Origin of the sequence: Amycolatopsis sp. NPDC050768 (assembly GCF_040654155.1) — a bacterium.
Taxonomy (GTDB): Bacteria; Actinomycetota; Actinomycetes; order Mycobacteriales; family Pseudonocardiaceae; genus Amycolatopsis.
The window spans coordinates 321,689-335,768 of sequence record NZ_JBFAHL010000008.1; the positions used below are offsets into that span (position 1 = coordinate 321,689).

Below are 14,080 nucleotides of genomic sequence, written 5' to 3' on the forward strand. Positions count from 1 at the left end.
GCGACTGTTAGTGAACGCCGATGTGAACGGGGGTGCGGAGCCGGTTTCGAGGGGCCGTCCCGGAGGGGTGCGCGGCCGAATCCCCGGGCCCCCGGCGATCCTCACGCGTTCGGGTCACCAACGCCGCGCGAATGTCGGTTTTAACCCCACTGGTGGGCCGATGAGTCACCCGCGCTCCCTAACGGGGAGCAGCCGACCCCCTAACGGTGCAACGCGCGACAACTGGGAGTGAACCCCGATGTGGACCGGGAGCCCCGTCTCTACCTTCATCGGCAACCTGGCCGGGGACGGCCGGGCCAATCCCCCGCAATCAACACCTCTGGAGATCCCCACATGGACCCGGTGCAGACCCTGCACGATTTCACGCTCACCCTGCTCAGCGACCCGATGTCGCTGGCCGCCTTCGCCCAGGACCCGCAGGCCGCCCTGCAGGCCGCGGGCCTCGGCGACATCAGCGCCGCCGACGTGCACGAGGTCATGCCGCTGGTGCTCGACTACATCCCGGTCGACGACCTGGGCTCGCTCGGCAACCTCCCGCAGGCGGGCGACCTCACCGGCGTCCTCGCCGACGGCCCCGCGGGCGCCATCGAGCAGCTGCAGGCGCTCACCTCGTCGCTGGGTCTGCCCGGTGTCGACGGCCTCTCGGTCCCGGCGCTGCCGGCCGTCCCGGGTCTGCCGGCGCTGCCGGCCGTAGGCGAGCTGCCCGCCGTGGGCGACCTCCCGGTCGTGGGCGAGCTGCCCGCCGTCGGCATGCTGTCCGGCGTGACCGACCTGCAGAACACCGCCGCGGGCGTCACCGCCCTCGCGCAGGACCCGACCAGCGCCTTCGGCCTGGTCAACGACCTCTCGGGCGGCCTCGACGCCGGTGCCGTCAGTGGCGCCGTCGCGCAGGTCCAGGACGTTGCCGGCCAGGTCACCGGTGCGGTCGACGGCGGTTCGGCGCTGCACGCGAGCGACCTGCCTGTCGCCGGTGGCGCCATGGCTCCCGTGGGTGGCCTGACGAGCAACCTCGCCCAGGCCGCCGGCGGCGTCGAGGGTCACGTCAGCGACCTCGCGGGCTCCGTCACCGACCAGGTCGGCAACCTCACCAACGGCCTCGGTGCCGGCGGCCTGGACCACGCCGTGGGCGGCGTGACCAACGAGGTTCAGGGCCTCACGCACTCGGTCGTTCCGGACCTGGGCGGCGAGCGCGCCGACACCCACACCGGCACCGACGCGCACACGGGCACCGACGCCGGCCTCGGCGCGGTGCACGACACCGTCTCGACCGTCACGGACCTGGGCCAGCACACGCTGGGCATCGACCTCCAGGCCGGCGCCGAGACCAGCCACGGCGGCGGCGGGCTCGACCTGCACCTGTGATCCACAGGCATTGACGGGAGTGGCTCCGCGGTCTGGGTGCGACCGCGGAGCCACCACCCGGTTCGCTTACTCCTCGTGCACGGGGGACACTCCTTCGACGTGACCGCTTCCGCTTGGCTCGAAGTGCTCGACGAGACCTTGGACGCCTGCCGGTCCCACGGCCGCGAAGACTTGGTGCAGCGCCTGCGCCGGCGCCGCGACCGGCCGCCAGGCGCGACCCGAGTCGCCGTGCTGGGTTTTCCCAAGCAGGGCAAGGGCTACCTGGTCAACGCCGTGCTCAACGCACCCGTCTGCGCCGTCGGCGACGCCGCGACGCCTGCCGTGCCGGTCGAGATCGGCTACTCCGCCGAACCCGCCGCCACGCTCGTGGGCCGCGGCAACGAACGCGTGCCCGTGCCGGTCGAAAAGCTGACCGGTGAACTCGGCGCGCGCCCCCCGGGCTCGCTGCGCCGCGTGGAGGTCGGGGTGCCGCGCGAACTGCTTTCGGCGGGCCTCGTGCTCGTCGACACCCCCGCGATCGGCGACCCGCGCTCGCCGCGCACCGCCGCCGCCCTCGACGTGCTGGCCGACGCCGACGCCGTCGTGCTCGTCTCCGACGCCACCACCCCGCTCAGCGAGGCGGAGGTCGCGCTCGCCCACCACGTCCGCACGTGGTGCCCCCACGTCGTGGTCGCCCTGACGAAGATCGACGTCTGCGCGAGCTGGCGCGCCGTCGCCGAACGCGACCGCGCGCTGCTGGCGGGCGCCGGCATCGACTCGCCCGTGCTGCCCGTGTCGGCCACCGTGCGCATGGCCGCGGCGAAGGCGGGGGACCAGGACCTCAACTCGCGCTCCGGTTTCCCCCCGCTGCTCACGTGGATCGCCGAGCAGGCCGCGCGGCCACCCGAGCACACGAGCGCCGTGCTGGCGGCCCTGAGCGTGCGTGCGGCGACCGCTGAGCTCGTGGAGACGCTGCGGGCCCGTGCGGAGCTCGCCGGGCAGGACGCGGGCGTGGACCAGACGACCCTGCTGCACCGCGCGCAGCGCAAGGCCGACGAACTGCGCAAGCGCAACACCCGCTGGCAGAACCTGCTCGCCGACGAGATCGGCGACCTGCAGTCCGACGCCGAGTACGACCTGCGCGAGCGCACCCGCAAGATCGTCGAGACCATCGACGAGACCTTCGACAAGGGCGACCCGGTGAAGGTGTGGGACGAGTTCGGGCCGTGGCTCGACAAGACGCTGGCCGAGGCCGTGGAGACGAACTACAACTTCACCGCCGACCGCGCGGAGTGGATCGCGCAGGCCGTCGCCGCGGCGTTCGGGGCGCAATACGACCTGCACGACCTGCGGCTCGGGGAGTCGGGCGCCGAGCTGATCGCCGACGTCCGCCAGCCGCGCATCGAGGGGTTCAAGATCGGGCAGAAGCTGTTCACGGGTCTGCGTGGTTCCTACGGCGGTGTGCTCATGTTCGGCCTCGTCACGAGCCTCGCCGGGCTGCCGCTGATCAACCCCGTCTCGCTCGGCGCGGGCGCGGCGTTCGCGGCGAAGACGATCAGCGACGAAGGCGGCATGCGGCTGCAGCGCCGCCAGGCGGTGGCGAAGATGACCGCGCAGCGCCACGTCGACGACGTCTTCCTGCGCTTCTCCAAGGAGTGCCGCGACGCCATCCGCAGCGTGCAGCGGAAACTGCGGGATCACTTCACGGGGCTGGCCGAGGAGCTGGCCGACCAGCTCGCGCGGGAACGCGAGACGATCATCGCCGGCTCGGCCGAGCGGGAACGGCGGATGGTGAAGCTGCGCCGCGAGATCGAGCGTCTGGCCGGTCTGCACCAGCGCGCCGGCGAGCTGGGTGTGCTCGCTGGCCGCGCGCCGAGGGAGCTGCCGGCGTGACCGAGGACGTCCGCGGCCTGCTGGCCGAAGCCGGCGGGCTCTACCGCGACAGCCCGCGCGCGGCCGCGTCGCTGCACGAAGCCTTCAACCACCTGGACGAACCGCTGCGCGTCGGCATCACCGGTGCGCCGGGCACGGGCAAGTCGACGCTCGCGGCGGCGCTCGGCGAAACGCGGTCGTTGCGCGATCTGACGTTGGTCGACGACCCGTCCGCCTCGGTGCTGACCGACGCGACCGTGCGGCTGCTGCGTCACCTGGAGCCCGACGAGCTGGCGAGCACGCACCCGGCCGCGCGCTCGGCGTTCGCGCGGCAGACGGCCGTGGACACGGTCCTGGTCCTCGCGCGCGCCGACGAAACGGGAGCGGGCCGCATCGACGCGCTGCTCACGGCCAAGCAGCTGGCGCGCCGTGCGTGGCGCGAAGACCCGCTGTGCAGCGGGGCGCAGGGCGTGATCGCCGTGGCCGCGCAGCTCGCGTACGGCGCCCGCGCGTTCACCGACGACGAGTTCGAGCTGCTGGCCGCGTTCGCCGCCGTGCCGCGCGAGGAGCTGGAGCGCTACCTGCTGTCGGTGGACGCGTTCACCGATCCCGCGTTCCCAGGGCCGGTTTCGGTGGACACGCGGCGTTCGCTGGTTTCGCGGTTCGGGTTGTTCGGGGTGAAGCTGGCGCTGACGTTGATCCGCACGGGCAGCGACAGCCGCGTGAAGCTGTCCACCGAGCTCGTGCGGCGCAGTGGCCTGGGGGAGCTGCGGGACACCGTCGCGGGGTGCTTCGCGGCGCGCGCTGAGGCGCTGAAGGCGCGTACGGCCGTGGTGCGGCTGGAGACCGTGCTGCAGAACGAACCGCGGCCGGGCAGTGACCGGCTGGAGGCGCGCGTAGAGCGCTTCGCCGCGACCGCCCACGACTTCACGGAGCTGCGCCTGATCGCCGACATCCGCGGCGGCCGGACCGCGCTGTCCGGCGAGCCCGCGGACGAGGCTGTGCGGCTGCTGGGTGCGCAAGGGACGACGCCGGAGGAACGTCTGGGCCTCGACTTCGAGACGGACCCGCGGGAGGTCTACGCCGCTGGCGCGGACGCCGTGCTGCGGTGGCGGCACGAGGCCGAGCGGCAGGACCGCCCGCCGGCCGAGCGCGCGGCCGCGCACGTGGTGGTGCGCAGCGCCGAAGGGGTGCTGGCGCTGTTCGCCTGAGCGAGTTTCCCCTGGCCGGGGTGTTGACGGCGGGGGATTCGGCGTCGCACCATAGAGCACTCTATGGCGCTGGTGCCTGCGAAGGGAGCCGCAGCATGGCTGTCGACGAACGTCCCGACTTTCGTCTGCTGGGAGACGTGCTCGAGCACTGGGCGCGCGAGCGGGGCGACGAGCCGGCGGTGACCTTCGGCGGCGTCACGCGGACCTGGGCGCATTTCGAGGAGCGCGTGCGGCGGCTGTCCGCTGCGCTGGCGGCTGACGGCGTCGGGCGCGGCGACCGGGTGGCGTTCGTGGACAAGAACCACCCGGCGTGCCTTGAGGTGTCCTTCGCGGTGGCGGCGCTGGGGGCGGCCAACGCGATCGTGAACTGGCGCCTTTCGCCCGACGAACTGGCGTACATTCTCGCGGATTCCGGTGCGGAGATCGTGTTCGTCGGGGCGGAGCTGGTGCCGGTTCTGGAGGGGATCCGGGATCGGCTTCCTGCTTTGCGGCAGTTCGTTGTCGTGGGCGGGGACTCCGACGCTTTCGAGGCTCTTGTTTCGGCGGGTGATCCGTCCTCTGTGGACTTGCCTTCGGTTGGCGAGGACGAGGGTGTGCTCGTGATGTACACCAGCGGTACCACGGGATTCCCGAAGGGCGCCGTGCTCACTCACCGCAGCGTGCTGACGCACGGCACCGCGGTGGGCACGGCCTTCCCGATGGCCGACGGCGACAAGAACCTCGTGGCGATGCCGCTTTTCCACGTCGGCGGAACCTGTTACGCCATCCTGGGTTTCCTCACCGGCCTGCCGACGATCATGACCCGCGAACCGGACGCCCCGTCGCTGTTCGGCGCGCTGGCCGCGGGGGCGACGCACGCCTTCCTCGTGCCGGCGGTCGTCGGCGCGATCGTGCAGGCGGGGGAACAGGCGATCGCCGGGTTCTCCCGGCTGAAGTACCTCGGTTACGGCGCTTCCCCGATGCCGCTCCCGCTGCTGCGCACGGCGCTGGCCGCGTGGCCGGACATGGAGTTCGTGCAGGTGTACGGCATGACTGAGTTGTCCGGCGCCGTAACGACTCTCGACGGCGTCGCGCACCGCGACGCGTCTCGCCCCGAGCGTCTGGCTTCGGCCGGCACGCCGGTGCCCGGGGTCGAGGTGCGGATCGTCGACCCGGCGACGTTGGAGGACGCCGAGTCGGGCGAGGTGTGGATCCGCACGGACCAGCGGATGTCGGGCTACCTGGGCAAACCCGAGGCCTCCGCCGAGACGATCGTCGACGGCTGGGTGCGCACGGGCGACATCGGCCGCGTCGACGACGGCGGGTTTGTATTTCTCGAAGACCGCGTGAAGGACATGATCATCACCGGCGGCGAGAACGTCTATTCGCCCGAGGTGGAACGCGTGGTGGCCGAGTTCCCCGGCGTTGCGGAGGTCGCCGTGATCGGCGTGCCGGACGAACGGTGGGGCGAACAGGTGAAGGCCGTGATCGCGCCGATGCCGGGCGAGGTGGTCGACGTGGACAAACTGCTGGAGTTCTGCCGGGAGCGCTTGGCGCACTTCAAGTGCCCGGCCAGCGTTGACGTTCTTGAGGCATTGCCGCGCAACGCGACGGGGAAGATCCTGAAACGCTCGCTGCGGGAGCCCTATTGGCGGGATCGGGACCGCAACGTCTGATGGCCGCGGTGACCCGGGAGCAGTATTTCGAGGCGGCGCTCGGCGTGCTCGCCGGTGATGGTTTCGCCGGTTTGAACGTCGGCCGTTTGTGCCGCGATCTGGGTGTGACGAGCGGGTCCTTTTATCACCATTTCGGCGGCTGGTCGGCGTTCGTCGAGGATCTACTGGTCTTTTGGGAGAACCGGCAGGTTTTGATCCTGGCCTCGGGTTCGTTCGGCCAGGCCGGCCCTGCCGCAGACTTCGCGGCGCTGATGGAACTGACACTCGGCCTGCACCACAAGGCCGAGGCAGCGATCCGCGCCTGGGCGGCCAACGACGAGGCCGTGCGCGCGGCCCAGAAGCGGGTGGACGACGCCCGGCTGAAGACCGTGGGGCGCGCAGTCAAGGGTTTGGTGGGCGATGCCGCCCTCGCTCGCACCCTCACCGCCCTCGGCCTGGCGATGCTCGTGGGACACCAGCAACTCGCGGCCGCCGGTGAGGACACGGATCTCGCCGCCTTGATCGCGGAGTACACCTGGCTGGTGCACGCCCGCGCCTAGGCGTTGCCGATGACCTTCCTGACGCGGATCTCCAACACCACCCGCTTGGGATTCGGCTTCGGCTGACGGTACCTCGCGGCGTACCGGTTTTCGGCGTCCTCGACGGCTTCCGGATCGTCGCGGAGGACCATGAGTCCTTCCAGTGTCGACCAGACGGGCCCTTCGAGCTGGCACACCGCCGCCGCTACGCCGCCCTCGCCCGCGGCCTTGGCGAGGCGCGCTTTGTGGGAGTCGGAAAACGTGATGACCCTCGCCACGCCCGCCTCGAAGTCGACGGTGACTCCCACCGCCACGACGTGCGGCGTGCCGTCCGGCCGGACCGTGGTCAGGGAGGCGAGCCTCCGCTCGGTCCAGAAGGCCCGGAACTCGTCGCTGCGCGCGGTCAGATCGATCTCCATGCCGGCCACGCTAGCTGGCTGGGTGGCCAGTGCCGGGCGGGGGCTAGGTTCTCGCGCACGGGGCCGGCCACCCTTGGCGCGCCGATCTTCCCAGCCATGTGCTTGATCGCGGCCAACGCCGTTGCATTGCCAACTTCTACCGGGACTGCAACGAAGGTACTGACCCTGGCTTGGGTCTTTTCGTTGCATTGACAACCCCCCACTCGGGCTGCAACGAGATCTTCTTCAACATTCTTTCCCCCGGCCCCCCCCCGATTCTTTACCTTCTCTACCGTAGAACGATAGAAAAATCGGGGTGATAGGTGCATTTCTTTTCCGCCGTAGGCGGGATTTTCTTTTGGGTGAAGAAGATCGCTGGAGGCGAAAAGACAAAACCCGCTTGGCCAGAGCTCCCCGAAGCCGACAATTATGGCCACGGTTCGGGGCTGGTTGTCAAGGCGGGAAAGCGTACCTTGACAACCAGCCCCGAACCGCGCTGAGGCTTCTTGTCGGGGAGCCGGGAGGGGAAGGGGAGGGGAAGGGGAAGGGGGGTGGGAGGTCTCCCGCGGTTGGGAGGGCCTGTTGCGTTTTGTGGTGGGGGAAAGGTGTGGCTTGTGTGGTGGGGAACCAGGGGGTGGTTGGGAAGGGGGCTCCGTTTCGGAGGCCCTGTTGCGTTGCGTTGTGCGTACGGGTGCCTTGAGACGTGGGGGATGGGTTGTGTTGTGAGAGGTGGGTCAACTCAGCAATGCTGAGGTGGGTTACGTCTTGGGAGTGGGCCGAGTCGCATTGCCAGGGTGAGCCGCCCAGCTTTGCCGAGGCGAGCCGCCCAGCATCGCCTCGGAGGGTCAACTCGCGTTGCCCCCATGAGCCGGACCCAGCGAATCCCACAGCGAATCAACCACCCCCACCAACCACCCTCACCCTGCCTCGCACCACGAAACCCCCAACAACAACCCCACCCCATATCCCACTCAGCGACAAACCCCCATCCCCCATCCAGCCGCCCCCATACCCCCAAACCCCAGCCTCCACCCCGTCAACCTGCGAAAACTTCGGGCGAAACTCCCCGGAGTCGTTCACACTGTCCGTATGGGACCACAGCCGCGGACGTTCGATGAGCTCTGTCGTGCCTTGGACCGGGGGCGGCGGTTCAAGTACCTGCCGTTCTGGGGGCACCGGCCGGAGCCGGGTTGGCGGATCGGGGCCGGGTGTCTGAGCCAGTGGTGGCCGGCGGGGTTCGAGGTGGACGGGCGGCTGTTCGCGACCGCGGAGCACTACATGATGTGGCGGAAGGCGAGGCTGTTCGGGGACGAGGGCGCGGCGCAGCGGATTCGGGTGGCGCCGCATCCGGGCGCGGCGAAGGCCCTCGGTCGCGAAGTAAGAGGCTTCGACGCCGAAGTGTGGAACGCCAGCCGGTTCGACATCGTCGTGGAGGGGAACGTGGCGAAGTTCGGGCAGAACGCCGGGCTGGCCGAGTTCCTGGCCAACACGGGGGAGCGCGTGCTCGTGGAGGCGAGCCCGGTGGATCGAGTGTGGGGGATCGGGCTGGCGCCGGACGACCAGCGCGTGGGCGAGCCCCGCGCGTGGCGGGGGCTCAACCTACTGGGGTTCGCGTTGATGAAGGCGCGTCAGGACGTGGGGACGCGAGGGCGCAAGCCGGCGGCCTCGTAGATCGCGTCGACGACGGTCATGGTTTCGATGGCGTCCGAGGGGGGCGTCAGGCTCGGCACCTCGCGCAATACCGCGTCGGCGAAGGCTTCCAGTTGGTAGGCGTACGAGGGCCGGTGGGAGAAGCGTTCCACTGAGCGGGAATCGCCGCGTCGAATGGACAGGCGGTGCCAGAACTGCGGTGAGAGCGGGTTGATCGCCCGCAGCTCGCCGCCGCTGCAGACGACGCGGGCGCTGATGCGCAGGACGTCCGACGACCACAGCGAGGCGCGCACGCGGCCCGTCGCGCCGGACGGGAAGCGCAAGGACGCCGTCATGGCGCGGTCGATTTCCGGGGAACGCAGCTTGGCGCGGGCATCCACAACAGACGGGGTCGCGCCGCCCAGCACGCGTGCCATGTGGACGGCGTAGCAGCCCGCGTCCATGGTGGCGCCGCCCGCAAGGGACAGGTTGTAGCGGATGTCCTTGAAGCGCGGCAGCGGGAAACACACCGCGGTCTCGATGTGCTGCACCTCGCCCAGCTCGCCGGACGCCAGCAGTTCCTCCATGCGTCGCGTGAACGGGTGGTAGCGGTAGTGGAAGGCCTCCATCACCACGAGCCCGGCCGCCTCGGCCGCGTCGGCGACGAGGCGGGCCTCGGAAGCGTTGGCGGTGAAGGGTTTCTCGCACAGCACGTGCTTGCCGGCGGCCATGGCGGCGAGGGTCCAGCGGCCGTGGAGGCCGTTGGGCGTCGGGTTGTACACGGCGTCGATGGACGGGTCCGCGAGCAGCTCTTCGTAGGTCGCGTGCACCTCGGGGATGCGGTGCTTCGTGGCGAACTCGTGGGCGCGCGAGATGTCGCGCGCCGCGATGGCCGCGATGTCGACGTCCGGGTTCTCCCGGGCCGGCTTGAGCAGGGCTTCCGGGACGATTCCCGCGGCTCCGAGCACTCCGATGCGCATGATCGAACCTTAGCGGACCAGCGGACTTCAACTGGTTGTTGACCACTTCAACAGCCGGTTGTACCGTTCCGCCCACCACGACGCCCTGGAGGTCCCCGATGCCGTCGCCGTCCCGTACCCGCGCCTGGCAGGCCGCCCTGCTGACCGGTGCGCTCGCCCTCGTCACCGCGGCCTGCGGAGGTGGTCCCGACGGCGCCGGCGGCGCGCAGCAGCCGGCCGGCGCGGGAGCCTCGCCCATCCCGGACAACGCCGCGCTGATCGCCGCGGTGAAGCCCGACGCGCAGCTCACCGCCGCCCTGCCGGCCGCCGTCGCACAGGCCAAGACGCTGCACCTCGCGTCGAACATCCAGTCGGCGCCCAACAACTTCTACTCGAGCGACGGCAAGACGCCGATCGGCTACGAGGTGGACCTGGCGAAGGCGATCGGCGCGAAACTGGGCGTCACGGTGTCGTATCAGGACATGGCGTTCGGCTCGCTGATCACGAGCCTGCAGTCCGGCCGCGTGGACTTGACCATGGCGGCGATGAACGACACCAAGGAACGCCAGCAGCAGATCGACTTCGTCGACTACTTCTCCTCCGGCATCACGATCATGGTCCGCAAGGGCAACCCCGACGACATCACGGGCCCGGACACGTTGTGCGGCAAGAACGTCGCCGTGGTGCAGGGCACGAGCCACCAGAAGTTCGCCGCCGCGCAGAGCACCGAGTGCACGCAGGCGGGCAAGCCGGCGATCACCGTCACGGCCACCGACTCCGACACGCAGAACCAGAATCAGCTGCGCACCGGCCGAGTCGCCGCGATCCTCAACGACCTGCCCAGCGCCGTCTACATCTCGCGAACCGCGGGTGACGGCAAGTTCTTCGAGGTTGTGCCGGGCGCGCCGATCGAGGGCGGGCCGTACGGCATCGGCTTCACCAAGAGCAACACGAAGCTGCGCGACGCCGTGAAGCAGGCGCTGCAGGAGCTCGTCGCAGACGGCACGTACGGCAAGATCCTGCAGGCCTGGGGCGTGGAGCAGGGCGCGGTCAAGGAGGCGGCCGTCAATGGCGGGAGCTGAGCCGCTGCCGATCGTCCGGCTGAAGCACTGGGGCCGCTGGGTTTCGGCGGTGGTCATCGTCGCCCTGCTCGTGCTGCTGGGGTTCGCGCTCGCGCAGGCCCAGATCGAGTGGGACTCGGTGCCCGACTTCGTGTTCTACCGTGTGATGGCCGTCGGGTTGCTCAACACGGTGGTGCTCGCGGTGATCTCGCAGGCCGTGGCCATCGTGCTCGGCATCCTGATCGCCCTGTTGCGCCGCAGCGCCAACCCGGTGGCGAAATGGTTCGCGGCCGCGTACATCTGGCTCTTCCGCGGGCTTCCGGTGCTGCTGCAGATCCTCATCTGGTACAACCTCGCGCTGATCTTCCCGACGATCTCGATCCCGCTGCCCTTCGGCGGTTACCTCGTCCACGAGCAGACGAACGTGCTGATCAGCGCGTTCACCGCGGCGCTGCTCGGCTTGGCATTGAACGAGAGTGCCTACATGGCCGAGATCGTGCGCGCGGGGCTGACCAGTGTGGACGTCGGGCAGACCGAGGCCGCGAAGTCCATCGGCATGACTCCGGGCGCGACGCTGCGGCGCGTGGTGCTGCCGCAGGCCATGCGCGTGATCATCCCGCCGACCGGCAATGACTTCATCAACATGCTCAAGGGCACCTCGATGGCGTCGGTGATCGGCGTGACCGAGCTGATCCACGCGGCCAACAACATCTCGTCCAACAACCTGCTGGTCATGGAAACGCTCATCGCGGCCGCGATCTGGTACATGGTCGTGGTGACGGTGGCCGGCGTCGGGCAGCACTACCTGGAACGCTCGTTCGGCGCCGCCGATCGCGGGCCCGCGGCGAGGGTGGGGAAGGCGTTGCGGGGGATGCCGCTGGTGAGGAGTGCCCGTGTCTGAGCCATTGCTGCGTGCTGTGGGGGTGCGCAAGAGCTACGGGAACACCGAGGTACTCAAGGGCATCGACCTCGAAGTGCGCCGGGGGCAGGTGGTGTGCTTGCTCGGACCGTCGGGGGCGGGCAAGAGCACGTTCCTGCGCTGCCTCAACCACCTGGAGACGATCGACGCCGGGCAGGTCTGGGTCGACGGCGAGCCGATCGGCTTCCGGCTGCGCGGCGGGAAGCTGTATGAACTGCGCGAAAAGGACGTCGCGCGACAACGGCGGGACATCGGCATGGTGTTCCAGCGGTTCAACCTGTTCGGGCACCGGACGGCGCTGGAGAACGTGATCGAGGGACCAGTGCGGGTGCTCGGGATGAACCCGTCACGGGCCCGCGAGGAGGCGTTGGAGCTGCTGGACCGCGTGGGGCTCGCCCATCGCGCGGACGCGTACCCGGCGCAGCTTTCCGGTGGGCAGCAGCAGCGTGTGGCGATCGCGCGGTCGCTGGCGATGAAGCCGAAGCTGATGTTGTTCGACGAGCCGACGTCGGCGCTCGACCCGGAGCTGGTGGGGGAGGTGCTGGCGGTGATGGGTACGTTGGCGCGGGAGGGGATGACGATGGTGGTCGTGACGCACGAAATGGCCTTCGCCGCCGAGGCGGCGGACGAGGTGGTGTTCCTCGCCGACGGCGCGGTGGTCGAGACGGGCCCGCCCGAGACCGTGCTGAAGAACCCGGCGCACGAGCGCACCCGCCAGTTCCTCGCGCGGGTCCTCTCGTGACGCGGATCTCGCCCCGGTACCTGCTGCAGTTCGACGAGCCCGCCGGCTACCTCGACTTCGCGCGGTTCGGGCCGCCGTCGCACGCGGTGCTCGACACCACGGCGAGCCTGCTCGAAGCGGCGACGAAGGCCGGTCCGTCCACTGTGGACGAACTGATGCGCCAGGAGACGCGCGCGAAGGCGGCCGCGGCGCGGCTGTGCGGGAGCGACACCGACCACACCGTGCTGCTGCCGCACACGAGCCTGGGGTTGTTCCAGGCGGCGTTCAACTCCCACGGCGAGGTGCTGGTCTCGACGGGGGAGTTCCCGGCGAACACGTATCCGTGGGCGCGCGCGTCCCAGGCCGGGCGGGTGCGGGTTCGCCGCTTGCCCGCCGGGTTTGTCACGCCTTCCCGGGTTGCCGAAGCGCTGACGCCCGAGACGACGGTGGTGTCGGTGAGCGCCGTCGACTTCCGCACCGGCTACCGCGCCGACCTCGCCGCGTTGCGCGAGGTGGTGGGCGATCGGCTGCTGGTCGTCGACGGGATCCAGGGCTTCGGCGTGATCGAGGCGCCGTGGGAGGTCGCGGACGTGCTCGTGGTCGGCGGCCAGAAGTGGCTGCGCGCCGGCTGGGGCACGGGCTTCGCGGTGCTGTCCGACCGTGCGCTGGAGCGCATGGACCCGATCCTGTCCGGCTGGACGGGTGCGCGTGACCCCGGCCTGTTCGACGACGAGATCCACCCCGCCGACACGACCGCCGCGGGCTGGTCGATCTCGAACCTGAGCCCCATCACGTCCGGTGCCTTCGCGGCGGCTCTGGAGCTGGTGGAGGAGGCGGGCGTCGGGGCGATCGCCGGCCGGATCGGCGAACGCGTGGACGCCTTGGAGGAAGTGCTGCTGTCGCTGGGCGCTTCGGTCGTGTCCGCGGTGGACCGCCGGGCGGGGATCCTGGCGTTCGAGCTGCCCGGCCACCCGGCGGAACAGGTGGGTGCGGCATTGTCGGCGGCCGGCATCGCGGCAACGGTCCGGCCGGAACACGTCCGCCTCTCGCCGCACGCGTCAACGCCGGTTTCCGCCGCCGAGGCCGTCCGGTCCGCTTTGGACAGTCTCATGCGCCCGCGTACCTCGGTGACTTTCCCGTCGGTGGTTTCGGGTGGTGCGACGCCCGCGTTGCTCACCGCCCTGATCCCCGCCGTCGACGGCCTGGCCGCCATGCTGGGCCCCGGCAACGAGGTCCTGCTCCACGACCTGTCCCGCCTGCCCGACTCCATCGTCGCCATCGCGGGCGACGTCACCGGCCGCACCGCCGGCGGGCCCATGACGGACCTCCTGCTCGGCCTCGTCCGCCGCGGCACCACGCAGGACCTGACCAACTACCGCACTCACGGCCCGGACGGCCGCGCGATCCGCTCGTCCACCCTCTTCCTCCGCGACGCCGACGGCGTGGCAGTCGGCTGCCTGTGCGTGAACAGCGAAACGTCACCGTCCTCGGACGCGGCTGCCTCGCGGCCCGAGACCTTCCCGCCCGACGTCGACAGCCTGCAACGCTTCCTGGTCGACCGCGCCATCGGCAAGGCGGGCATCCCCGTGGACCTCATGAAGAAGCGCCACAAGGCCGCCGTCGTGCGCGAACTCGACGAGGCGGGGTTCTTCCTCATCAAGGACGCGGTGGACCACCTGGCCACCCACCTGGACGTGACCCGGTACACGATCTACAACTACTTGAATGAGATCAGAGCCTGAGCCCGCGCGCCGTCGGCTGGTCGGGACGGACGGCGCAGCGACCACAGGCTCGCC

General features: G+C 70.3%; 12 protein-coding genes. 10 read left to right on the forward strand and 2 right to left on the reverse strand.

The features are described 5' to 3' along the window. Window positions 1-333 precede the first annotated feature (333 nt). The 5 genes from AB0H62_RS25185 to AB0H62_RS25205 all read left to right on the forward strand — a co-directional run bounded on the left by AB0H62_RS25185 (window position 334) and on the right by AB0H62_RS25205 (window position 6,618). Window positions 334-1,362: an IniB N-terminal domain-containing protein gene (locus AB0H62_RS25185; RefSeq protein WP_220246806.1), complete on the forward strand. Its 1,029-nt coding sequence runs from the start codon at window positions 334-336 to the stop codon at window positions 1,360-1,362. Window positions 1,363-1,461: 99 nt separating this feature from the next. Continuing rightward, window positions 1,462-3,234 carry an isoniazid inducible protein IniA gene (locus tag AB0H62_RS25190; protein ID WP_220246807.1) on the forward strand — a complete coding sequence of 591 codons (1,773 nt, stop codon included), beginning with the start codon at window positions 1,462-1,464 and terminating at the stop codon, window positions 3,232-3,234. Further along, window positions 3,231-4,424, forward strand: coding sequence for a GTPase (locus AB0H62_RS25195; RefSeq protein ID WP_220246808.1), 1,194 nt, complete (start codon window positions 3,231-3,233; stop codon window positions 4,422-4,424). Before AB0H62_RS25190 ends, AB0H62_RS25195 begins: the two co-directional genes overlap by 4 nt. Before the next feature lie 95 nt (window positions 4,425-4,519). Beyond that, complete coding sequence (locus tag AB0H62_RS25200) at window positions 4,520-6,079, forward strand: long-chain-fatty-acid--CoA ligase (RefSeq protein WP_220246809.1); 1,560 nt, start codon at window positions 4,520-4,522, stop codon at window positions 6,077-6,079. Then, window positions 6,079-6,618 (forward strand): TetR/AcrR family transcriptional regulator, encoded by a 540-nt coding sequence (locus AB0H62_RS25205; protein ID WP_220246810.1) that lies wholly within the window; start codon window positions 6,079-6,081, stop codon window positions 6,616-6,618. Before AB0H62_RS25200 ends, AB0H62_RS25205 begins: the two co-directional genes overlap by 1 nt. On the opposite strand, the gene AB0H62_RS25210 is transcribed toward AB0H62_RS25205, so the two are convergent. After that, complete coding sequence (locus AB0H62_RS25210; RefSeq protein WP_360588525.1) at window positions 6,615-7,016, reverse strand: pyridoxamine 5'-phosphate oxidase family protein; 402 nt, start codon at window positions 7,014-7,016, stop codon at window positions 6,615-6,617. The genes AB0H62_RS25205 and AB0H62_RS25210 overlap by 4 nt on opposite strands. A gap of 1,068 nt (window positions 7,017-8,084) precedes the next feature. On the opposite strand from AB0H62_RS25210, the gene AB0H62_RS25215 reads away from it, so the two are divergent. Continuing rightward, window positions 8,085-8,666 (forward strand): NADAR family protein, encoded by a 582-nt coding sequence (locus tag AB0H62_RS25215; protein ID WP_220246812.1) that lies wholly within the window; start codon window positions 8,085-8,087, stop codon window positions 8,664-8,666. Here AB0H62_RS25215 and AB0H62_RS25220 read toward each other — a convergent pair. Beyond that, a complete protein-coding gene (locus tag AB0H62_RS25220; protein ID WP_360588527.1) occupies window positions 8,624-9,604 on the reverse strand; it encodes a Gfo/Idh/MocA family oxidoreductase in 981 nt (326 codons plus the stop codon). The two genes, AB0H62_RS25215 and AB0H62_RS25220, sit on opposite strands and share 43 nt — an antisense overlap. Window positions 9,605-9,702: 98 nt before the next feature. On the opposite strand from AB0H62_RS25220, the gene AB0H62_RS25225 reads away from it, so the two are divergent. Genes AB0H62_RS25225 through AB0H62_RS25240 form a run of 4 tightly spaced genes read left to right on the forward strand, consistent with a single transcriptional unit; the run spans window position 9,703 to window position 14,026 of the window. Beyond that, on the forward strand, window positions 9,703-10,665 hold the full coding sequence (locus AB0H62_RS25225) for an ABC transporter substrate-binding protein (protein ID WP_360588529.1): 963 nt from the start codon (window positions 9,703-9,705) through the stop codon (window positions 10,663-10,665). Then, window positions 10,652-11,545: an amino acid ABC transporter permease gene (locus AB0H62_RS25230; protein ID WP_220246815.1), complete on the forward strand. Its 894-nt coding sequence runs from the start codon at window positions 10,652-10,654 to the stop codon at window positions 11,543-11,545. The genes AB0H62_RS25225 and AB0H62_RS25230 overlap by 14 nt, the downstream gene beginning before the upstream one ends. Beyond that, window positions 11,538-12,305, forward strand: a complete 768-nt coding sequence (locus AB0H62_RS25235; protein WP_360588532.1) for an amino acid ABC transporter ATP-binding protein — start codon at window positions 11,538-11,540, stop codon at window positions 12,303-12,305. The genes AB0H62_RS25230 and AB0H62_RS25235 overlap by 8 nt, the downstream gene beginning before the upstream one ends. After that, window positions 12,302-14,026 (forward strand): aminotransferase class V-fold PLP-dependent enzyme, encoded by a 1,725-nt coding sequence (locus AB0H62_RS25240; protein ID WP_360588534.1) that lies wholly within the window; start codon window positions 12,302-12,304, stop codon window positions 14,024-14,026. Before AB0H62_RS25235 ends, AB0H62_RS25240 begins: the two co-directional genes overlap by 4 nt. The last annotated feature ends 54 nt before the right edge of the window (window positions 14,027-14,080 follow it).